The following is a 22,105-nucleotide window of genomic DNA, read 5'->3' on the forward strand; positions in this document are numbered from 1 at the left end:
AAATTCAACAAATTCTCTTTAAAAGCCTATACGTACTTTCCCTCCATCTTCTATATGCTTCCGTAAATAATAATACTTATGGAGTTCTATAATCATATAAAAGAAAACAAACGAAACCACTGTGCATACACACATAAATACAATTGCTCCCATCTGTTGTGTTGCAATGCTAAGAATTATATTAGCAATTAACTGCCCCAATCCAGCTGCAATAGCTGCTACTTTTACACCACCAGTTCCTTTCGACGATTTTGATTTTTTTCTTGGTTCCTGAAGTTTTTCAATATGATTTTTATAAAAATGATACAAAGCAAAACCATACAAACCAAATGAAAAAATAAAATAGATTGGCGTTTGTAACTGTAACACTTCATATGCATATTTTTGAGTTATAACCATTAATCCGACTGAACATATTATGCCAAATACTCCTCGAAATAGAGTGTATTGTAATTGTCGTTTCCGAGGATTGATAGCAATCCATATCGCCCACAAATTTAAAAAAACAACTGGAGGAGTTACTATATATACATATAGTAATCGAAAAGGATTCGCAAAAGCGGGCAACAGAATAAATATGTCTGCTCCCACAAGAACAAGGGCAATTATTTGAGATCTTATTTCATTTACAGGATAAACAGCCATATAATGTGCAAAGGCTTTCTTATTAAAATCTATATTTTTTTTCATGTTAATTAAACCACCCCGCTACTGTTGACCAAGCTTTTTTCGAACCCGTTTTCACCATATCTTTAATAGTATCATCTTCACCATCACCATCTAAATCAACATCCCATTTCACACCTTCTGTGAAATATGTTAGTGCTACTGAAGCAACAAATCCAGCTGCGGCAACTGCCAGAACTGGTGCTGCTGGGAGGGCGCCAACTGCAAGAGCCGTTGCCCCTACGGTTACTGCTCCTCCTACAACAACATTACCAATAATATCTCCTGCGATTTTATCACTTGATTCATTATTTTTGATATTCTCACTTGTATCCGTATATGAGTCTATAGCCACACTAGCCCATCCAAGCCTATCCTTTAAAGCCATTTTAGACGCACTTAGCACACTTCCATTTTTTATAAGAGCATCTATTTCTTTTATCGTCTTGCTAGCAGTTCCATTTTTCATTTTTGCTGCGACATCATCTACATAATAAATCTTATAATCCCTATTTTTACTACCCTTAAAACCGTAATGTTCTGTTACAAGGACGCGTTGTGCTCTTCTGTCCAAATCGTATATTACCTTATAACCATTAATTACTTTATTAGCCTTTTCTATTACTGCCGCTGCACCTGTAACTGTTCCGAATGTATTCCCCCATCCATCCACTGGTGCCTTCCAATTGAAACCAGTCACACCTAAAAATGAATCTTTTTTGTCTACTTCACCAGATTCAGAATCCTTATTTAACCTTTCAACTTCACGAGCTTTATCTTCTGTAATTTTCTGAATAGGCCCCGTCCACTCCATATTCAATCCTTGCGTACTAAATGTACCGCTGACGGCACTAAATCCTTTCCCACTTTGAACTTCCGCAAGGCCTTGCGCGATGCTCGCAGCTAGTTGGAGTGCTGTATCATACTTACTACTAGAAGTAGCATTAAATTGATAAAGATGGTCTAATTTTTCTTGCAGCTTTTGTTTCATCGCATCAAAAATATTTACCATAACTTGCATAGCCGGAAGGGTACTACTAATTCCTTCAATACCTGCTTTCGTTTGATCAATCCCTTGCATTTGTTCGCGTATTTCTTGCTCAATCACATCTGTCGAAGCTACCTGTGATTGGAAATCATTCGGAAAGGCATCATTTTGACGAATTAATTCTTCACACAAATAAATGATTCCTTGAGCTAACGGACGGAAGGTTTGAGCGAAGAATGTTTTTGCACTGTCGTAAGTTTGTCCTTGCAAAACAGCATCGAATACAAAAGCGTCAATTGAATTAATAGCCTGTTCCATTCCTTGAATCGTTGCAGTGCACATAGCATTCATACTCTGTGTTTGAGCTTGTACTTCCCCTAAATACATGTTTAAACTCACGGCTTCACTTCCCTTGCTAAATTTTGTTTTTGATAGTAAAGGTCATTTTCTAGCCCATTCAAGTTTTCTTTCTCTTTTAGCAACGTTTCTTTTCGGTCTTCCAATTCGTAGGTGAGTTGTCGCTCAAGTTGTTGTGCATCTTGCTGTGTATTGTAAAAGAACTGTCGTAGCTCTCTATCATTGTGCCAAGTTTCTAATATGCGGTCAAACAAACGACGGCTTCTGCCTGCCCAATCATGAAAATCCGCTTCCGTTTGTTCAATCTTTTGAATGGCACGTTGATTTTGAGATTGTTCTTGAGATAGACTTCTTAATTTGTAGTTCAATTGATTGATTTGTTTTTCGATATCTTGATTCATCTTTACCTCCTACTTTTTCGCGTTTGCGTAGGTTGTCATATCGGCTAAAGGGGCTTTCAATAAAAAGAGAATTATTTAAAATTCTTTTGAAGCTCGTTATCCATACGCTCAAAGTCTTGGGCTACAGAATGAATATCATTAACTCCTTGTTGAAAGGCGCTATAAAATTGTTTGGTTAAATCAAAAGCTTGTTGATTCGCTTCTTGCGCCTTAGCGTTAATAGATAGCGTTGTACGTTCCGCCTTGGTAATGGATTTATTTGTCGCACTCTGAATCGCATCAGAAGCTGTTCCCATTTGCGTTGCAATTTGTTCTGCCGTTTGAAAGTTACTTTGAAATTGTCCCATCGCTTGCATCCTCTCTAGATTTTTCTATCCAGTCTTTCAAATTTAACTTATAACTTGGTTTATATTTCTTCATCTTTTGGATAAAGTTTTTCCACTTATACTTGGTGAATTCCTTCTCTAAAGGATGCAAACTATGACTGGGCTTAGGATTCACACTTATGCTAGCGGTTTGTTTTGCTTGTTATACCTATCCATTGAAAGGTTATATATTCCTTTTGTTTATATAATTCTTTATATATCTATTCTAAGGTGTATTTTGCATTTCTTCTTGTTTTTCCCATCTATTCTAAACATTCAAACGCTATCTTTATTTGTGTCATATCCTCCCTTCCTAACATAATTAATATGTAAATCATACCATATTATAGTAATACTGGTTATATGTGAATTTATATTATAGAAGTTAATTTTATTAAGCAATAAAACATAGAAAGATATCTCTTACAAAACCACGCAACATTTGAATCTCCAAAGAAAAGGTACTCTTTTTAGAACTCATTCTCATACCAAATCTCATTTATTTCTATCAGTCTACAAGTTGCTTTATCCCTTTTTGTTTCTAGTAAAAAAGGATGAACTCCATAAATTACCACCCCATCAAAACTTTAAGTATTTGCAGTTTATCCCGCTATTCGTGGGCAGTAATACTCCCACCTCAAAATTCAGCGGAAGCATTGTCCAGCTCTAGCGGCTAGAATCTCCGGTCGTTTCGCCCCCTCGGACGTCCTGCAATTCTGAGCGAGCCGCTTCCGCCTTTCTTAAGAAGTTAGGCGGGAGATAAACTGCTGGCATGCGCCCGATTGGTTCAACTAATAATCAGTGGGGGATGAAGAAAACCCCCACTGATTAAAGTTTCACTTTATAGAATAGCTATTTCGATGCGGTACATAGAAATATATCCATGTAGAGAGTATTCACCTGTATGGTTCTAATTCTCCTAACCTAGATTCTCTTTGGATAAAACTGATTATCCGAATGAAAAAGAGCGCCCATCTCGGGTGCTCCTTTCGTTATAAACGGATGAATAACCAATTTCACCATGATTTCTTTTTTTCGATTACAGGATTAATCATGTTTTCTCTAGTTGTTCACAAATCAACTCTATAAGATGCTTATCCTGTTATTCTCTTTTTGTTGGATCTATTTTTTGACGTGATTTTTTGCGATACAGGACGGTCCAAATGATTGCAAGTCCAATGGATCCATACGTGACCAAATTAGAAATTGCTAAAAACGTAGATACTGAAAGATTATAGACAAGTACCACTTTCAGCAATGCTTCGCCTAATAAGACAATTCCCCAGCCTGTTGTCATAATTCGTAGCACTTTACGAAAGTAAGCGTTGTTCCACTTATCAGCAAAGGACGCCTGTTCTTTTTCTGTTTTCCCAACAGTAAATCGTAAAGCAAAATAATAAATTAACGGTCTTCGGGTAATAAGAGAACCAAGGAAAATGAATCCCATAATTCCTGTGACAAAGGATTCCCGAACCAAAATAAGCCTTTCGTCTCCGCCAAGGAAAGCAGCAATAATTGAAAGAATAAATCCAACTAGCATAAACAATGCAAATACATCCCATTTTCGATACTTCAGAAAATAGATTATAGTTTCTACTAAAGGAATCATTGTGGCAATTGTGAGCGCCATGATGTTTGAAACATGTCCTAGTAACAGCTCGTAAACTAAAATGGGTAATGCCGCATTAATAAGTAAAGAAAGGATAATTCCACGTACAATTTGTTTTCGTTCCATGTTACATCCCCTCCTCTGTATATATTCCACCAGCATTTCATTTAAAAAACATTTAAAATGCTAGTTTAAATTTATGCAACACTAGTGAGTGATGTGATAAATATTTTTATTTTCAGCAACTTTTATAAATACGCCTCCATTGTGCTGAACAACTCTATTTGAACGTATTAAAAAAGCTTCTATTAAAATAGTATCAATCCACTCACAACAAGAATATATAAAATATAGTAAGACATACTCTTCTATATTTTAGTTGCTCCTTCTACTCTGGAACTTCCTTTCTCTCAATAAATAGAATTAACAATAAATTCATAATTTTATCTTTTTTCCTATTATACTTTACTATATTGTTGTATAATATTTTTGAAAGCGCTTATTATTGTAGTATACATAATTTAAAACGTTTTTAATTGAACATTCATAATTTTCCATACATTTTAAAGATGGTAATTCTATTTCCATTTTGTCCCTATATTAAACTTACCATACTATTTTAGCAATTTTATTGTACAAGTTTTATTTAATAATCATGGTAAATTTCTGGGTGATAAGTAATTGTGAATGTTTTTTTACAAAACAGATAAGTAATAACGTTTTGTATTATGTAAATTATCGTAATAACATAAGAATATAAAATGAATTGCACTCGTTATTGGTTCTAACGAGTAGGAGGTTTTGTCAAATGACGACGAAGAATACAAATACAAACAGTCCTTGGGCTAAGTTCCATGGTCCAAACCTTGGCTATGTCATTGAACAGTACGATTGTTATATAGCTGGGGAAGGTTCTGTTGATCCAGAGTTAGAAGAGCTTTTCGCAAGATGGGGTGCTCCTCCTTTTCATGCAGATTTTACAAAGGGGACTACTAGCAACTCTCATTTTTCTGCTCCAAACAATACAGATATAGAAAAAGTTCTAAAAATCGCAAAGGTTTTAGAAAATATTCGTTCATACGGTCACCTTTCTGCGCACATTAATCCACTGGAGGAAAAAGTGGATGGGCAGTTTTCTTTAGAGGGACTAGGCGAAAATGATTTGAAAGCGATTTCAGCGAAAATGGTTTGGGCAGATGCACCTGCAGATGTTCACACAGCGTTTGATGCTGTTAATAGATTAAAAGATGTTTACACAAAATCTTTAGCTTATGAGTTCGCTCATGTTCAAGATAGTGAAGAGCGTGCATGGCTACAACAAATGGTGGAGTCAACTTCATTGTATCATCCACTATCAAACGAGAAACGCATTGCTGTTTTAAAACGCTTAACAGCAGTTGAAGGTTTCGAGCAATTTTTGCATAAGACATTCGTTGGTCAAAAACGTTTTTCAATCGAAGGCGTTGATATGCTAGTTCCTATGCTTGATGAAATGATTTCTGAAGGCGCTAAGGGCGGCGTAAAAGATATTATGATCGGGATGGCTCACCGCGGACGTCTTAGCGTACTCGCTCATACATTAGAAAAACCATATAGTCACATGTTTACTGAATTTAAACATTCAGCACCGATGCAAGATAAAGATAAAAACAATATCGGCTGGACTGGCGATGTGAAGTATCACTTAGGTAAAGAGCAATTGGTTGGATCTGGAGAAGCTCTTACACGAGTTACTTTAGCAAATAACCCAAGTCACCTTGAATTTGTAGATCCAGTTGTAGAAGGATTTGCACGTGCTGCTCAGGAAAATCGCGAACAAGCAGGTTATCCGGTGCAAGATGTTTCTAAATCTTTCGCAATTTTAGTACACGGTGATGCTGCATTCCCTGGTCAAGGTATCGTACCTGAGACGCTGAACTTAAGCAGACTGAAAGGTTATCAAACAGGCGGAACAATTCATGTTATTGCGAATAACGCAGTCGGATTCACAACTGATAGTTATGATTCTCGCTCTACAAGATATTCAAGTGACCTTGCGAAAGGCTTTGATATTCCGATTGTACACGTAAATGCTGATGATCCTGAAGCATGTCTGATTGCAGCTACTCTTGCTTTTGAGTACCGTACGCTGTTCAAAAAGGATTTCCTAATTGACTTAATCGGATATCGCCGCTTTGGTCATAACGAAATGGATGATCCAGCAGTTACACAACCGAAAGTATACAAAAAAGTTAGCAAGCATCCGACTGTAAGAGCTTTATATGCTGAAGAGTTACAAACAAAAGGCATTCTAAATGCTGATGAAGTAGAAACTATTACACAATTTATTCAAGAGCATTTAAAAGCTGAGTATAATCAAGTTTCTTCAGATAAAAAAGAAGTATCTGCTAATGTTGAAGTTCCAGAAGTAGTTGCAAATGGAATTCCAAAAATGATGACTGGTGTTCCATTAGAAACACTTAAAGAATTAAATACGAGTCTTCTACAGTGGCCAGAAGGTTTTAACGTATATCCAAAATTAAAGAAAATCCTTGAACGCCGCGCGAGCGCATTTAAGGATGGCGGTAAATTAGAATGGGCAAATGCCGAAGCGTTAGCGTTTGCTTCAATTTTACAAGATGGTACGCCAATTCGTCTGACAGGACAAGATTCAGAGCGCGGTACATTCGCACAGCGCCACGTTGTATTACATGATACAGAAACGAACGAAACGTATTCACCAATGCACCGTCTGCCACAAGCGCGCGCTTCTTTCGCGGTTCATAATAGTCCGCTTTCTGAAGCTGCTGTTGTAGGGTTTGAGTATGGCTATAACGTATTCTCTCCTGAAACATTAACAATGTGGGAAGCACAATACGGAGACTTCTCAAATACAGCGCAAGCATTATTTGACCAATTCGTTTCTGCAGGAAGAGCAAAATGGGGTCAAAAATCCGGACTTGTTCTCCTTCTTCCTCACGGTTATGAAGGGCAAGGTCCTGAACATTCCAGCGCTCGTCCAGAACGTTTCTTACAACTTGCTGCTGAGAATAACTGGACAGTTGCAAACTTAACAAGTGCAGCGCAATATTTCCATATCTTGCGCCGCCAAGCAGCAAGTCTTGGAACTGATTATGTAAGACCGTTAGTAATTATGACGCCAAAGAGCTTGTTACGTCATCCACTTACATCTTCACCTGCTTCTGAATTAAGTGAAGGTAGCTTCCAAACAATTGTAGAAGAGCCGAATCTTAAAGCAGAAACAAGTAAAGTGAAGCGTCTTGTATTAACTACAGGTAAGATGGCAATCGATTTAGCAGTAGATGTTGAATCGAACAAGAAAGAGCATACGCTAGATGAAGTGCATATCGTTCGCGTTGAACAGTTATATCCATTCCCTACTGAGAAAATCCAAGCGATCGCTGAGCGTTTTGAAAACTTGGAAGAAATCGTATGGGTACAGGAAGAACCAAGAAATATGGGCGCATGGCATTTTGTTGCACCAATTCTATTCGAACTTGCTTCTGACAAAGTAAAAGCGAAATATATTGGACGTCCAGACCGTTCAAGTCCATCTGGCGGCGATCCTCATGTTCATAGAAAAGAACAAGAATTGATTATTAACCAAACGCTTAATATCAATTTCACATTACAACAAGAACAAGAATTTGTTCACAATAAGTAATACTGTTAACTTCCTGTGAATGGGGGTCTCCCCCATTCACAATTAGAGAAGATTATTTATACAATAAATTAAATCAATTGTTAGGCAAATAGGGGAGGACATTTAAAATGATCGAAATTAAAGTACCTGAGCTTGCAGAATCTATTACAGAAGGAACTATTTCACAATGGCTTATCAACGTAGGTGACAAAGTTGAGAAAGGCGCAAGCGTTGTTGAGCTAGAAACAGATAAAGTCAATGTAGAAATCATTGCAGAAGATTCAGGTATTGTATCAAAATTACTAGGGGAACCTGGAGATACAGTTGAAATCGGTGATGTTATCGCAGTTTTAGATGCAAACGCAGCAGCAGTAAGCACACCTGCTCCAGAAGCAAAACAAGAAGTTACAGAAGCACCAAAAGCTGAGGCTCCAAGTGCAGAGCCAAATAAAGCGCCTTTACAAGGCCTACCAAATACAGATCGTCCAATCGCTTCACCTGCTGCTAGAAAAATGGCACGTGAATTAGGAATCGACTTAAATGAAGTACGTAGCACTGATCCACTTGGCCGCGTTAGACCGCATGATGTACAAGCACATGCTGCTGCGCCAAAAGCAGAGCCAAAACAAGAAAAACAAAGTCCAAAACCTGCTACAAAAACTGAGTTTGAAAAACCAGTTGAGCGCGTAAAAATGTCCCGTCGCCGTCAAACAATTGCAAATCGTCTTGTAGAAGTTCAGCAAACGTCTGCAATGTTAACAACATTTAACGAAGTTGATATGACAGCTATCATGGAATTACGTAAAGAACGTAAAGATGCGTTCGAAAAGAAACATGATGTTCGTCTTGGATTCATGTCATTCTTCACAAAAGCAGTTGTAGCAGCATTAAAACAATTCCCATTATTAAACGCTGAAATTCAAGGTGATGAGCTTATCATCAAGAAATTCTATGATATCGGAATCGCTGTAGCAGCTCCAGATGGACTAGTTGTTCCTGTTGTACGTGATGCAAACCAAATGAACTTCGCTGAAATTGAGAGCGAAATTCGTAATCTTGGTATAAAAGCTCGTGATAACAAACTTACATTAAAAGAACTACAAGGTGGTACATTTACAATTACAAATGGTGGCGTGTTCGGCTCTCTTATGTCAACACCAATCCTAAACAGCCCACAAGTAGGTATCCTTGGTATGCATAAAATCCAAGTACGCCCTGTTGCGATTGATGCAGAACGCATGGAAAATCGTCCAATGATGTACCTTGCCCTTTCTTACGATCACCGTATCGTAGATGGAAAAGAGGCTGTTAGCTTCCTTGTTGCAGTGAAAGAAATGCTTGAAGATCCAAAATCATTATTATTAGAAGGTTGATTCTTTTATCAATCGAAGAACCCTCTTGCATGCGCAAGAGGGTTTTCTTTATTTCTACTTCCATAACAAAAATAATAGTAGACTGCTGCTACAAAGTTCATGTAATCTACTATGTATCAAATCACATATGGACAAGGTGACAAAATGGAATTAGGAAACTTCTTTTTTACAACGCTTATGACAACCTTTATTCAGTTAGCTTCATTAGTAGGATGGATTATTGTAGTTGGATTTCTATTAGGATATTTAGAAAATCGTTCGCGAACTTATTGGACAAGAGCTTTTGGAAGAAACGGCTTCCTCTTAACCTCATGGATTGGAACACCCATTCACGAATTTGGGCATGCCTTTATGTGTGTCTTATTTGGGCATAAAATCGTAGGCATTCAATGGTTTCCGACGAATACAAATAACGGGTATTTAGGATATGTACAGCACGAATATAATCCGAAAAGTATCTATCAAAAAATAGGTAATTTCTTTATCGGTATTGCTCCTATTTTTTCAGGAATTGCAGCATTAGTTGGCTTAATGTATTTCCTTATCCCCCACTCATACTCGGTATTTATGAATAGTATTGAAACAAATATTCAACCAAGCAGCGCTATGGGTGATATGATAAAGCACACTGTTTTCTCTTCAATCCTATTATTGAAAAGCATTTTTACCATTAGCAATCTATTAAATCCTTATTTCTGGCTCTTTCTGATTCTAGCAATTTGCATTTCTACGCATATTGCTCTAAGTAAACCTGACATACACGGTGCTTTAGATGGACTAATTACGATTTTTTTGTTCCTATTTCTCTTCAACCTTATAGGAGGTATTTTTCATTTTGATAGTCATGCAATGATCGCAAATATAGCGAAGTATAATGCTTACTTACTCGCTTTTTCTAGCATTGCTATTTTATTTTCTTTTATTACTGTAGTGATAAGTTATTCCCTTTACCGAATGAAAGGAAAATGTAGATGACAGTTCTGAGAATGCTTTGTTATATCAACCTAACATAAATAGAGCATAAGCAGAAAGTTTCTCCTTCTCGCACCTCCCCTTGATATAATATGGTATAAAAAATAATGTGACCAATAGGAGGCAAACCATGAATAAAAATGAATTGTATGTTTATCATATTGTTACTAGAAAAAAAATGAGTCTTGGGCAGATCATCACCTTTAATAAGAACGAAAACAACACCTTATATCGCTTCTTTTTTGAGAGAGAACAATTGAATTCGAAAGGTGAAGACTTCATTCAGATTTTACAAGGTCATAATACGAATGAGGGCTTGAACTTAAATAAAGAAAATACCGAAGTAGCTATTAAGTATGTAGACCAAACTATTCGAGCAATTAGAGAAGTGATTGTAGAAATGGTTAGATTACAAGAATATCCTGAGTACCCTTCTAGATTGTCTTGTTTATATGCTGCGAAAAGCTATGAAGATGCTTTGAAATGGAAAGAATTATTTGATTCTTACAATCGGAATGTTTTGCAGATTGTTAAACTTCGAGTTATCGGAAATTCTTTTGAAGGCGATGGAAACCTGTTACCAAAGGAAGATGGGGCTCCTTTCTCTCAAAAAATTGAACAAGCGAAAGAATATTGGAAGGGTAATATAACAAATGAACTTCCTGAGCTTTTGATTAACGGAAAAATTGAAGTGGTAGAAATTATTCATGATTTCTCGGCGTGAATGCTAGAAACGTCGTAACTACTCAGTCACTCTATGATTTTTTCATAGAGTGACTGGCTATGCATAGAAGCGGTCAGGGCGTGCAAAGTTTTAAAACAAAGAAAAACAGCAATCTATATGCTGAAAAATGAAAATAACTTTCTATTGGTAAGCATATTTTCACTGGAATCACACTCCTTACCAAATTTCTAAATGAAATGTATGGTTGAGTAGTTACAAATTTAAACAACAAATATAGTACGTGAAATTTTAATATATTTTATAAAATACCCCCACTAAATGAGGGGGTATTCTTCTACCTATTGATGTTTTGGGAAAGGTGATTAAGGGAACTACAATTTTTATTTTATCATAGAAATGATGGGGCTCATGTTGAGAAATAAAAATGTCATTTTGTGAAGAAAGAATAGGATTTACCCCTCTAGTTGTTCGAAATTCGAATACAACAGGAAATAAGTTTTTTGGCTGTTCTCAATACCCCACATGTACACATACAGAACCAATCAATACATGAGCTGTGATGAAAATCCAGCTCTTCTTCATTTATTTGAAGAATGTACTAAAAAATTGAGGTTTAATTATAAAATAGCTCTTCAGATTTATTTGTTTTGTTTTTTTGTAGATTAACTAATACGATAAGTCTCATACGTTTTTAGTGTTTTTAGGAAAATAAAAAGGGTAGTCATTATTTACGACTTAACCCTTTCTCTACGAGCTAACGAATTTATAGAATTCAGCTATACCTCACCCTAACTTTCTATCTGTAAAAAAACTTTGCAACAGAACCAAGCGAACTCATTATTTAATTTAACAATGTAATTGGCGCTGTGTAAATTGTATCAATTGAACCATCAGCATTTTCAACTTCAATTTTAAAACGGAATGTGCCTGTGCCCCAAATTGATTCGCCATTGCCACTGAAAGCGACTATTTCTTCATTTGTTCCAGCTGGTAACATAGAACCCCAATTGAAGTCAGTTTCATAATAACCCCAGCCAGTTGCATATTGTTTTTCGATAGAAGCTTTATAATGTATATCATCAGCTTTATCATTTGTAACTTTTGCAATGACATTTTGCCCGAAACGGTATTCCGTAGCGTGTAATTGAATTGTGAAATTGTTCAACGTTTCGCTAGGACCACAAATATAACGACAGTATTCATCTGCACTTGCTTTTGACGTATCAATGTTCATTGCTGTTAAACCGCCAAGAGCAAAAGTTCCTGCTAATAATACTTTACCAAATGTTTTCATTTGAAATTCCCCCTAAGTATACTCTCAATTCGTTCGGTAGATGTCACATCAAGTAGTTTTATAACATTAATTAAAGCAAACGCTCTATTTTCCTCAAGTTCATTCGCTACCAATCTTTCATCTTGTAGTAATCCAATCTCCACATAAAATTCCATAGTTTTGATTCTCATGTATGTATCTTGATATATATGGAATAAATCCGTTAATACGTCGATTGCCGATAATACGTTTTGTGTATTCACTTGTATTACCTCTTAATTACCGTTTATTGGTAATACGTTACTATTATACATAATATTGGAATCTACTGACAAGAAGAAATTAGGCTATGTACAAAATGAACCCAATAAAAAACCGAACCAATGATATATTTCGTTTTCTACCATGCAAATCCTGATAGCGATGTGGTGCTACCCCATCGCTATCAAGCTAATATTTTATAATGCCCCCTAAACGAAATTTTGTATCTCTATAGTCAATTACACCCTAGTGATTTAGATATTCAGTAGTGTATTCATTTCCTAAAGATATTTTATAATTGATGATTTAGTCGACGGTCCGTAAAGCTGGAATTTTAAAGTATATAAATAAGGTAAATGCTATTAAAGATAAGGCACCAACCATAATAATAAATTTTATATTTATCCCAAGCGAAAGACTTAATGAAGTCAATCCATAGGAAATGGGTGTTAATCCCATGGAAGAGACTGTTTGAATACTCATTACTCTCCCAATCATTTCTGGTTCAGCTTCATTTTGCACAACAGAAACAGCACATATATTAGAAATTGTCATTGATATCCCCAAAAAAACAACAATAACAACACTTTGCCATAGTTCATTACTAAAACTTAATATCAAGAAACAAAGTCCTACAAACATTTGTGATGTTAGGCTAAGAATTCCTCTCTTTCTTTTGAGATTTATAATACCAAGGATAATCGAGCCTAGTACCATCCCGATAGCTAAAAACGACATTATAAAACTATAGTCTATTGTTTCTCCTTCCAATATATTTTTAACAAAAATCGGTAATCCTATAGTTAATGGACCTACGAAAAAAAGATTCAAAAATAATGTTTTTAAAATGAAAGCCATTAATATTGGTGCCTTCTTAACATAGCTAATTCCCTCTTTTAAACTTATAAGCAAATGATGCTTATTTTCTTGAGTATTAACAACTTGTTTATTAACTTTAATAAAAAATATAAAGCAACTACCTAAAATCAGCAGGATTGTAATCAAACTAAAAATCCCTGTATAATCAAATCCAACAATTATAAATCCACTTATCATTGGACCCAAAATTGAAGTAGATTGACTTGTAGTCTGAATAATTGAATTCGCTCTTGTTAGAAATTCTTTTGGAACAATAACGGGAGTAATAGAACTAGATGCAGGCCAGAAAAACGCATCCAAAACACCAAAAAATAACGCAAAAATAATTAATGTCCAGAGATGTATCTCACCTGTAAATAATAACAATAAAACTAATCCTCCAATTAATATGGCTTTTGTTAAGTCTGAAAAAAACATTATTTTCGATTGACTTAGTCTATCTGCTAACACGCCGCCTAACAACATAAATAAGATCCGAGGAATTGCTCCAATAATATAAATAATCCCTAAGGAAGCTTCTAAATTTAACTCCTGAACAACGTACCATGCTTCAGCAAAATAAAACATACTGAAACTCAACCCAGAGAAGATGGTACTAATCCAAAGTAATATAAAAGATTTTTGTTTGAATAAAGATTTAACTTTTGTCGCGACTGCAGTTTTTTGTAAAACAGGTTCACTCATCTTTATCACCTTCCTTAAAATAAGGCTCATCTATTTGGAATCCAACTGTGGCTAAATAAAACCATTCCGCGTCACTATTCTCAATTTCATCAATATCATGGAGTTCTTTTAAAAGATTATGATATTTAGCAACCCATTCTTCAAATCGCTTTTTTGTTGTGCGAATTTCTATTTGACTTGATATTCTAGCCCATTCTTCTGGCTTTTCAGATTGTGTTAAAAAAGCATTTTCAGGAGCTGCTAAAGCATGACTCTTTGCTCTCTCTAAGGTTGCAATGGTTAATAACCTACGACTTTCTCCATACTCCGAATGAAAAGGTAATAAATTATTAGAGGGGATAAAACTTTTAGCAACCGCTTGGTATAGTTTTTGAGTCATATTTCTTTTCTTATTTTCCTCTACTATTTGGACTAAACCATTCTTTTCTAGATCACGTAAGTGATAGTGAATTTTCGAACGAGACAAACCAATAATTTGTGACAATTGTTGCCCTGAACGAGGTTCTTCAATCAAAAAAGAAAGAATTTGAACTCTTAAAGGATCACTTAATGATTTTAATTGTTCATACTCATTTAGAATTAATATATCTTTTTGTACCATTTAACATGTTCCTTTCATCTGACTAGTCAGTTTTTATTGACATAAATATAACTGTTTTTTTTGACTATTGTCAATAATAAATAAAATATTTTCTAAAAAATAAAAAAAACGTTATCCTGTTCCTATAATCATAGGAAGGATGGCGTTTTTTTCATTTTAGGGGGTATTTTGTTTTTTTAGCTTGATAGTGATGGGGTACCACCGGCATTTCGGAAAAAATCCACGCTAAGAGCATGCAAGATTTTATACAGTTTTTCGGCTAATCCAGTAACAAACGAGAATCCTAAAACCGCGCCAGGATAGGAATGTATAAAAAAATGCATAGATCGATAGAACAATAAAAGGAGGTTCTCTTGTGAGAATGGGATTCTCCTTTTTCCTTGCTGCCAATAATATTACGTTATGTTAACTGAATATGAATAGAGTATACAATAGGAGTATAAATCTATTTTCGAGAATCTATTATGTTAACGATACAAAAAGGACTGTAAAATTTAGACAGTCCTTTTGAATTCTTATTTAAATAAAGCATGCGTTAGTTCAATAAAATATTTGTTGTCTATGTGTTAAAATGTTAAAAATGTTTACCAACTTCCAAAAGAATAAGGATCGCAAAATTGCAGTATTAACCTTATTTTTAGATAGTGCTTAAATTATTTCGGATAATTTCTCGCCCGCACCTATCTAATCGTCAGCTTCGAGTAAGAGGCTCATGATAATCGTTTATAAAGTCATGCACCAGCATAACGGATCACTTCCACCACAATGAGGGCAACAACCTCCTGTATAAGTAATTCTAATTTGATCTGAATGAAGTACATAATAATCAGTAATTGGTTCGACACCAGGGATCTCTATCCCGCCTGGAATCGCTGGCAATATAACCTCCCGCACTGTCATGTCCGACCACTTACCGTTCCAGGAACAAATACTGCACTTTAATATCTCTTCCGAAAAGTTCGGAGCATTTTGGATGACAATAATACATTCTCTACTATAGGTATTACAATTAGGACAATCGTGTACTTTCACGAATCTCCACCTCTCATCAAATTTAAAACTTTTCACGTACCTTCTTTTTATTATTCTTTTTTACAGTCAATTAGTCCTTTTTGGGTGTTTTTGCCCATCCCCCTTTTCGGGGGATAGGCAAAAACACCCTATGACCGTAAAGAAGTATATCTTGTTGACTTCGAATCAAACGACAATGTAACAGTAGGTGGATTTCTTGTTTATGTAGATATAGAGACTAAATTAAAGACTTATTAACTTCCGAATTCGATAATTATGTAAATGAGCTGTCCATATGGGCAGCTTATTGTATTTTTTGCTTAGCGTGGGGGTTTTTCAAAATACTGGCGGTTCCCCTACAATCACAGCCTATCGTTGAATAAGTTGCATACGAATGAAATGGCATTCTAACGTAAGCAATTCATTCTAGTTTTCATACAAATCCTATGCTGGATACTGAATCTGGCACGTAGCTTCACCTCGCAAAACCTTCCGCAAGGTGAAGTCTCTCCCCTACAACGCATAAAGACTAAAGCAACCATAATCTGTATAAACAGCCAAATAGTCCTCAGTGAATGCTATATTGCAAGATTTCACCACGTGCTCAATCATGATTGTAGTTGCATGCCGTTTTGTTACAAAGTCATACAGTCGTACCGCTCCTCTGTTATAAGCAGCTATCAGTCCTTTTCCCGCATGAATCGCACAACTCCTAGTCTCACCTATTTGCCAATCCTCGCATTTCTTCTTAGCCTTCCAATCATATACAAGTAAATCCGAACACCCGTATTGCTCCTGAGTAAACAAAAGATGATCATCCGGGGAGAAGATTATCCTTGTTGTCATAGCATGGATAGATTTGGGCAATACTACTTCTTGACTAGAGGCAATATCATATACTCTTACTTCCCTACTATTCGTACAATAAGCGAACTTATCTCCGCTATGCGACAGCGCAGCACATAGCTGTGTACTGTGTCCTCCATACATCTCGCAATTTACTGCTATCTGACAGATAACCTTTTCCTTTACAAGATCATACACAATAAGCTTGGAATCATTATACCAAAGCACTCTATCACTCGATAAAGAAAGCGTATTCCCTACCGTCAATTCAGCATGTAGCGGTTCTGAATAGGACTTAAGCTCCCCGCCCTTCACCTCATATCCTCTTATCGAATGACAATCATTCAATACCAATTCACCCGCATGAGGACAATAGTACATATCATATACAAGATGATTTTCTCCAAGTTCAAAAACGACTTGTTTCTCTCCGGATTCGTCTATTAAATAAATCTCTTCTCGCTGAAATTGCCCAATAACATATCCAACATACGATGAATTAGTTCCAGGTATGGGGACAAAAGGAAGAAACCCTGTATATCCCTTTCCCAAATATAGCTGCAGCACCGGTTCTCCTGCCGATACCTCCAAATTATGATAGATCATGCCTTTCTTCAATCTCTGCCAAATTTCCTTCTCCATCTGCTTGGCTGCCTGCTCAGCATTCTCAAACTGCTTCTTCCGAGATTTTCTGCCCCCAGTCGAAGTGATAAGTATGCTATCATTTCTTTGAATACTCCAAGTTTTCCCGCTCGCTCTATCTATCAACATTCTATGCATTCGTTTCACCTCTTCCTAAATGTAGCAAATGACCTCCGAACAAGTCTAATACTCTGCCACTTCTCGAGGTTACTATTAACATCTGCACTTTTTAGGTGGACGGCTAAGATTCGTGGGAAAATATGTTATAATCCACATATAATCGTTCTTTAACTAACAATGCAGTTTAGTTGAATATTGAACTACCCCTATCTAAAATCCTAACAGATTTTTGAAGAAGGGGATTCCCAAAAGGGACAACTCAGACAAAATACTTAGCAGACCATACCCATTCAACAAGGTTGAATCGTTTTTCCTATAAGGTAAGAAGCAAATATAACCTAAGGCTAAAGAAGAGTAGTAGAACTTAGTATTCTATTATTTTATCATTGTAATAGCACGCACTTACCAAGATTAAGGAGGTATTACGAATTGATTTTAGAAGAATATAAAAAACGGGCATCAGAGCAGGAAGATTGGGCACCAGGATGGGAAGCAATTGATGAAGTTTTTGATAAACTTTATCCGAATCAGGAACCTGCACATTATGGGACAACATTTCATAAACGGGCCTTTTTTGGTGGAGACGAATATTTAGATGGTTATAGTATTTATCAATCTCCAAATGGTTACAAGCATTTACTAACGTATGGAATGACGGAGCTTTACACAGATGTAGACGCATTTGGTAGTGAATGGAGCCGCTGGGGTTATGAAATGACTATAAAACTGAAAGAGGATACGAATGAAGATTGTATGTGGGCAATTGATATGCTATCTAATCTTGCTCGCTATACGTGCACACAGAAAAGATTCTTTGAGCCAATGCAATTTGTGGCAGGAAATGGAACGTCTCTTCATATTGGCGTAGAATCTGCTATTACTGCTTTACTAGTTGTAACTGATACTGAGGCAGAAGGAATTGACACTGTTCATGGTAGAGTGAACTTTATGCAATTGGTCGGAATTACACAACAAGAATTAGAAGTGCTGAAAGAGGACTACACAAAAGCAGAAATTCTTGTTAAGAATATGAAGAAAGATAATCCGTATTTAATTACAGATATGAAACGAATAAAATCTTATTTATAATCAGAAATAAAGCATCTCTTGAAAAAAGAGATGCTTATTCTCCCCTTCTCGCTGCTTGCTGCAACGGATCCCACACACTGTTGAACGGCGGAGAGTAACTTAAATCCACGTCTTCTAAATCATGAATCGTCATTTTATGAAACAGTGCCATTGCTAGTACGTCTATTCGTTTATCTACGCCCTGCTCACCAATTACTTGTCCGCCTAACAATTGCTTTGTGTCCTTGCGATACAATAATTTCAAGTGAAGTGGTTTCTTACTTGGATAATATCCCGCTATGTTTGTTGAATCTATCTTTACAATTTCATACGGTACTTGTAATTGCTCTGCTTCTTTTTCATTTAAACCCGTTCGTCCTAATGTGATGTCCATAAATTTCATAACCGCTGTTCCGACGATTCCTTTAAACGCTCTTCGTTTATTCACCATGTTTAGTCCGGCAATTCTTCCTTGTTTATTTGCCGTTGTTCCAAGCGGAATATGATCATGTTTTTCTTTTATAATATGGTACTGCGTCGCGCAGTCTCCTGCCGCATAAATATCTTCTATATTCGTTTGCATATAAGCGTTAACTTGGATCGCACCTTTTGGATTTTTGATGATCTCTGTTCCTTCTAGAAAATCAGTGTTCGGTTTCACTCCCACTGATACTAAAACAAGATCTGTTTCATACATTCCTTTATCTGTTTCCACAAACTCAACTTGTTCTTTCCCTTGAAACGATTTCACATTTTCATTTGTCAGAATTTCAATATTATGCTTTTTTGCTTCTTCATGAATATAAGCTGCCATGTCTCCATCAAACACGGTACCGACATAATCATTTCGTTCAATCATACGTACTTTTTTCCCTAGTTCTACAAATGTTTCCGCCATTTCTATACCAATTGCCCCGCCGCCAATAATGGTAACATGTTCAACGTTTTGATTTTGAAGCGTCTCCATAATTCGCTCTGCATCTGGGATCGTTTTTAATAGATGTACGCTTTGCAAGTCGCTACCTTTCCAATTCAGCATAACTGGACGCACTCCCGTTGCAATCAATAAACGATCATATTCGAATTCGAATGGTTCTGATGTTTGTGTATGTATGCCATATACTTTTTTACTAGCTGGATCTACACGTGTCACTTCATGATTCACTTTCGCATCAATTTGATATTTATTCCGAAACGTATCAACGCTCCTCGCAATTAGCTTTTCAGTAGAAGCAATGACTCCGCTTATCGCATAAGGAAGACCGCACTGCGCATATGAATAGATTTCACCTTTTTCTAAAGTGATTATATTTGCTTCTTGGTCATTGCGGACAATTTGCATGGCTGCACTCATTCCCGCTGCATCTCCGCCTATAATAACGTATTTCATCGTATCACTCCTTCTGTCATTATCTATCGTTTACAATTCCCCTCTTCTGCAATTATCAGTCATTACAGAGCTGTTTATCCCTTGTAATGGTAACTTATACAAATACTCCCCCTCAACCATTCTGCTTGTATCTTCAAAGCCGATGCTTTCATACAGTTGTTTTGCAACGAAATTGTTCGGTTCAAAAGATAGAAAAATTTCATTACAATTCGCATCTTTTCTCATCTCTTCGATTACCTGTAATAATGCCGTTTTCCCATACCCTTTTCCTTGATGTTTATGATCTATCATAAGTCTGCATATTTCAAAAAAATGATATTGTTCACAATATCCATACATTGTAAAGCCAACGATTGTTTCATCGCTGTATATTGCCTTTGTAATCCAACCTTTTTGAATTTTCGACTGGGCTAATGATAATGCATTCGAAGCAACAAACTCTTCACAAACGAAATGTTTATCTTCTTTATTTGTCGTTAAGAATATACACTCTAGCCAATTCTCATTTGTAATATCTCGCAAATTTATACTCATTCCATGCTCACTCTTTCTTTTTTAATCTATGAAGTTATATATTTCTACAAACAAAAACACTTCTCCTATAAGAGAAGCGTTTTTTTACACAATAAGATGCCACACAAAAACCTCTACCACCACAATTAACACAGCACCAAAAATCATCAGTGTCGTCTTCTTCAAGAGCTCATTTTCCCGAAATGGAATGTTACATAAATAAGCACCCAGTGTAATTCGTGATGGACACGCAATTGTCGCAAAAGAAGAACTCGTATTTTGCACTGTTGTCACAAACTGCCACGGAAGCCCTACGTTCTGTGCAGTTTGCATTTGCAGACTCATAAACATCGCATTTGATCCAGCGTTACTTCCCGTTAAAAAGCCACCAATCCCACCGATAAATGGGGCAACGAACACAAACATCATTCCAAAGATATGACCAGCAGATTCCGCTAATAAGGTATGCATTCCTGCTGCACTCATTAGTTCTGAAATCGCAATAAACATTGTCGTCGTAATCGCAAAAGGGATCCATTGTTTCACTGTTTGCAATAATGACTGCTTTATTATAATAGAAGGAATACGGAAGAAAATGATGGTAAATAAACATGTAACCCCAAGCCAAAACCCTGGTGAATACAGTAATTCAAGTTTGTAAGAATAAGATGGCAAGTTCATAATTGCATATGATTGCAGTGCACTATGAAACGACGGAATCAGACGAGAAAGCAAGATGCAGACTGTTAAAAATAAATACGGGCTAATTATTTTTAAAATGGAAACCTCCTGCTGCTTAGCAGCTGCCTGTTCCGAATATACTTCCTTTTGCTGTTTTGCCGTCATTTTAATGACGATAAATCCAAATGTTATCGTTACAATCGCACTTAAAATTCCTGCTAATTCAACACTTACATATGTACTAGATAAATAGATGGAGAGAGAAAATAATAGAAAAAAACCAGTCGCTTCTTTCCATTTTTGCTTTACTGCCGCAAAGCCGCCGACTATATATAATGAAAGAATGATAAAATACGCAAAGATTGGCACACTTAATACAGCCGTACCAGAGCCAAGTTGTTCTAAAGGCATATTGATAAGCCCAGAGCCAATAATCGTCCCGGTTGCCATTGCTCCCCATGAGCTTGCTAATAAGCCGATAAAGGAAAGCAAAACAGCTTGAAACGGCCTGTAACCGAGCGAAAGAAAAATAGGTGCAGCCACCATAAATCCAATTCCAAACCCACTTACCGATTCAATAAGAGGACAAATTCCAAAACACATGAGGAGCATTTGCAGTAAACGGTCATGTGTAACATGTTCCATAAAACGTGCAACTTGATCGATATAGCCCATTTTATTCATAAGGTGAAATAAAAAAATACCAAAAAACAAAACATATCCAACGATAAAACAAATTAAACCACCCTTTATTGTCGCATGGGCAATCTCCCCCATTTGCAAGCGAAACATCGGTGATAGTAAAACAATTCCGCTGCACACGACATAAGAAATTATCGATGCTTTCAGCGATGTTTGTTTGAAGACAAATAAACAAATGAAAATCATTATGATTGGAATAAGAGCTAACATTACTGTCATACTATCATCTCGTTTCTTGTAAGGTGTAATTTTAAAAGATCGTTTATAAAGCCCATTTTCTTTTTTGAAAGGCGAGAGCATCTGGCCGTGCATAGCAGCGATTTACATATTAAAAAATATTATATAACATAAGACAGAATATTCAATTCTTTTTAT

The 22,105-nt window shown here is 36.2% G+C and carries 19 protein-coding genes and 2 pseudogenes; 6 read left to right on the forward strand and 15 right to left on the reverse strand.

Annotated features, from left to right (window positions below; translation table 11 throughout):
• Window positions 1-18 precede the first annotated feature (18 nt).
• The 6 genes and pseudogenes from BR72_RS15205 to BR72_RS15225 form a co-directional block, all read right to left on the reverse strand.
• Window positions 19-690 carry a hypothetical protein gene (locus BR72_RS15205; RefSeq protein ID WP_035434267.1) on the reverse strand — a complete coding sequence of 224 codons (672 nt, stop codon included), beginning with the start codon at window positions 688-690 and terminating at the stop codon, window positions 19-21.
• A gap of 1 nt (window position 691) precedes the next feature.
• Window positions 692-2,053, reverse strand: a complete 1,362-nt coding sequence (locus tag BR72_RS15210; protein ID WP_035434270.1) for a T7SS effector LXG polymorphic toxin — start codon at window positions 2,051-2,053, stop codon at window positions 692-694.
• A complete protein-coding gene (locus tag BR72_RS15215) occupies window positions 2,050-2,412 on the reverse strand; it encodes a DUF3958 family protein (protein ID WP_035434272.1) in 363 nt (120 codons plus the stop codon). Before BR72_RS15215 ends, BR72_RS15210 begins: the two co-directional genes overlap by 4 nt.
• Before the next feature lie 71 nt (window positions 2,413-2,483).
• On the reverse strand, window positions 2,484-2,759 hold the full coding sequence (locus BR72_RS15220) for a TIGR04197 family type VII secretion effector (RefSeq protein WP_035434275.1): 276 nt from the start codon (window positions 2,757-2,759) through the stop codon (window positions 2,484-2,486).
• A gap of 491 nt (window positions 2,760-3,250) precedes the next feature.
• Window positions 3,251-3,361 (reverse strand): annotated as a pseudogene (locus BR72_RS27145) (YrhA family protein); the annotation flags it as partial.
• Window positions 3,362-3,879: 518 nt separating this feature from the next.
• Window positions 3,880-4,512 (reverse strand): VC0807 family protein, encoded by a 633-nt coding sequence (locus BR72_RS15225; protein ID WP_035434277.1) that lies wholly within the window; start codon window positions 4,510-4,512, stop codon window positions 3,880-3,882.
• Between the two features lie 682 nt (window positions 4,513-5,194).
• Here BR72_RS15225 and BR72_RS15230 point away from each other — a divergent pair.
• The 5 genes and pseudogenes from BR72_RS15230 to BR72_RS25690 form a co-directional block, all read left to right on the forward strand.
• Complete coding sequence (locus tag BR72_RS15230) at window positions 5,195-8,050, forward strand: 2-oxoglutarate dehydrogenase E1 component (protein WP_035434279.1); 2,856 nt, start codon at window positions 5,195-5,197, stop codon at window positions 8,048-8,050.
• A gap of 107 nt (window positions 8,051-8,157) precedes the next feature.
• A complete protein-coding gene (odhB, locus tag BR72_RS15235) occupies window positions 8,158-9,402 on the forward strand; it encodes a 2-oxoglutarate dehydrogenase complex dihydrolipoyllysine-residue succinyltransferase (protein WP_035434280.1) in 1,245 nt (414 codons plus the stop codon).
• Between the two features lie 144 nt (window positions 9,403-9,546).
• Complete coding sequence (locus BR72_RS15240; protein ID WP_035434282.1) at window positions 9,547-10,377, forward strand: membrane protein; 831 nt, start codon at window positions 9,547-9,549, stop codon at window positions 10,375-10,377.
• Window positions 10,378-10,504: 127 nt separating this feature from the next.
• The gene (locus BR72_RS15245; RefSeq protein WP_035434284.1) at window positions 10,505-11,098 is read left to right on the forward strand and encodes a DUF2441 domain-containing protein; all 594 of its coding nucleotides are present in this window, start codon (window positions 10,505-10,507) and stop codon (window positions 11,096-11,098) included.
• Between the two features lie 421 nt (window positions 11,099-11,519).
• Window positions 11,520-11,612: pseudogene (locus BR72_RS25690) on the forward strand (restriction endonuclease); the annotation flags it as partial.
• A 288-nt stretch (window positions 11,613-11,900) separates the two neighbouring features.
• Here BR72_RS25690 and BR72_RS15250 read toward each other — a convergent pair.
• The 6 genes from BR72_RS15250 to BR72_RS15270 form a co-directional block, all read right to left on the reverse strand.
• Window positions 11,901-12,353, reverse strand: a complete 453-nt coding sequence (locus BR72_RS15250) for a hypothetical protein (RefSeq protein ID WP_035434286.1) — start codon at window positions 12,351-12,353, stop codon at window positions 11,901-11,903.
• Entirely contained in the window at window positions 12,350-12,595 is a 246-nt protein-coding gene (locus tag BR72_RS15255; protein WP_035434288.1) for a hypothetical protein, read from the reverse strand. The genes BR72_RS15250 and BR72_RS15255 overlap by 4 nt, the downstream gene beginning before the upstream one ends.
• A 304-nt stretch (window positions 12,596-12,899) precedes the next feature.
• Window positions 12,900-14,156: an MFS transporter gene (locus tag BR72_RS15260; RefSeq protein ID WP_035434291.1), complete on the reverse strand. Its 1,257-nt coding sequence runs from the start codon at window positions 14,154-14,156 to the stop codon at window positions 12,900-12,902.
• Window positions 14,149-14,757 (reverse strand): ArsR/SmtB family transcription factor, encoded by a 609-nt coding sequence (locus BR72_RS15265; protein WP_035434293.1) that lies wholly within the window; start codon window positions 14,755-14,757, stop codon window positions 14,149-14,151. The genes BR72_RS15260 and BR72_RS15265 overlap by 8 nt, the downstream gene beginning before the upstream one ends.
• Before the next feature lie 723 nt (window positions 14,758-15,480).
• Entirely contained in the window at window positions 15,481-15,657 is a 177-nt protein-coding gene (locus BR72_RS26450; RefSeq protein WP_156107953.1) for a hypothetical protein, read from the reverse strand.
• 624 nt (window positions 15,658-16,281) lie between these two features.
• On the reverse strand, window positions 16,282-17,394 hold the full coding sequence (locus BR72_RS15270; RefSeq protein ID WP_035434294.1) for a WD40 repeat domain-containing protein: 1,113 nt from the start codon (window positions 17,392-17,394) through the stop codon (window positions 16,282-16,284).
• 411 nt (window positions 17,395-17,805) lie between these two features.
• On the opposite strand from BR72_RS15270, the gene BR72_RS15275 reads away from it, so the two are divergent.
• Window positions 17,806-18,465, forward strand: a complete 660-nt coding sequence (locus BR72_RS15275; RefSeq protein ID WP_035434296.1) for a suppressor of fused domain protein — start codon at window positions 17,806-17,808, stop codon at window positions 18,463-18,465.
• Window positions 18,466-18,499: 34 nt separating this feature from the next.
• Here BR72_RS15275 and BR72_RS15280 read toward each other — a convergent pair whose 3' ends face one another.
• The 3 genes from BR72_RS15280 to BR72_RS15290 all read right to left on the reverse strand — a co-directional run bounded on the left by BR72_RS15280 (window position 18,500) and on the right by BR72_RS15290 (window position 21,949).
• The gene (locus BR72_RS15280; protein ID WP_035434298.1) at window positions 18,500-19,834 is read right to left on the reverse strand and encodes an FAD-dependent oxidoreductase; all 1,335 of its coding nucleotides are present in this window, start codon (window positions 19,832-19,834) and stop codon (window positions 18,500-18,502) included.
• Window positions 19,835-19,864: 30 nt separating this feature from the next.
• Window positions 19,865-20,368, reverse strand: a complete 504-nt coding sequence (locus tag BR72_RS15285; protein WP_051957333.1) for a GNAT family N-acetyltransferase — start codon at window positions 20,366-20,368, stop codon at window positions 19,865-19,867.
• Between the two features lie 84 nt (window positions 20,369-20,452).
• A complete protein-coding gene (locus BR72_RS15290; protein ID WP_035434301.1) occupies window positions 20,453-21,949 on the reverse strand; it encodes an L-lactate permease in 1,497 nt (498 codons plus the stop codon).
• Window positions 21,950-22,105 lie beyond the last annotated feature (156 nt).

Origin of the sequence: Bacillus sp. UNC322MFChir4.1 (genome assembly GCF_000746135.1) — a bacterium.
GTDB lineage: Bacteria > Bacillota > Bacilli > Bacillales > Bacillaceae_G > Bacillus_A.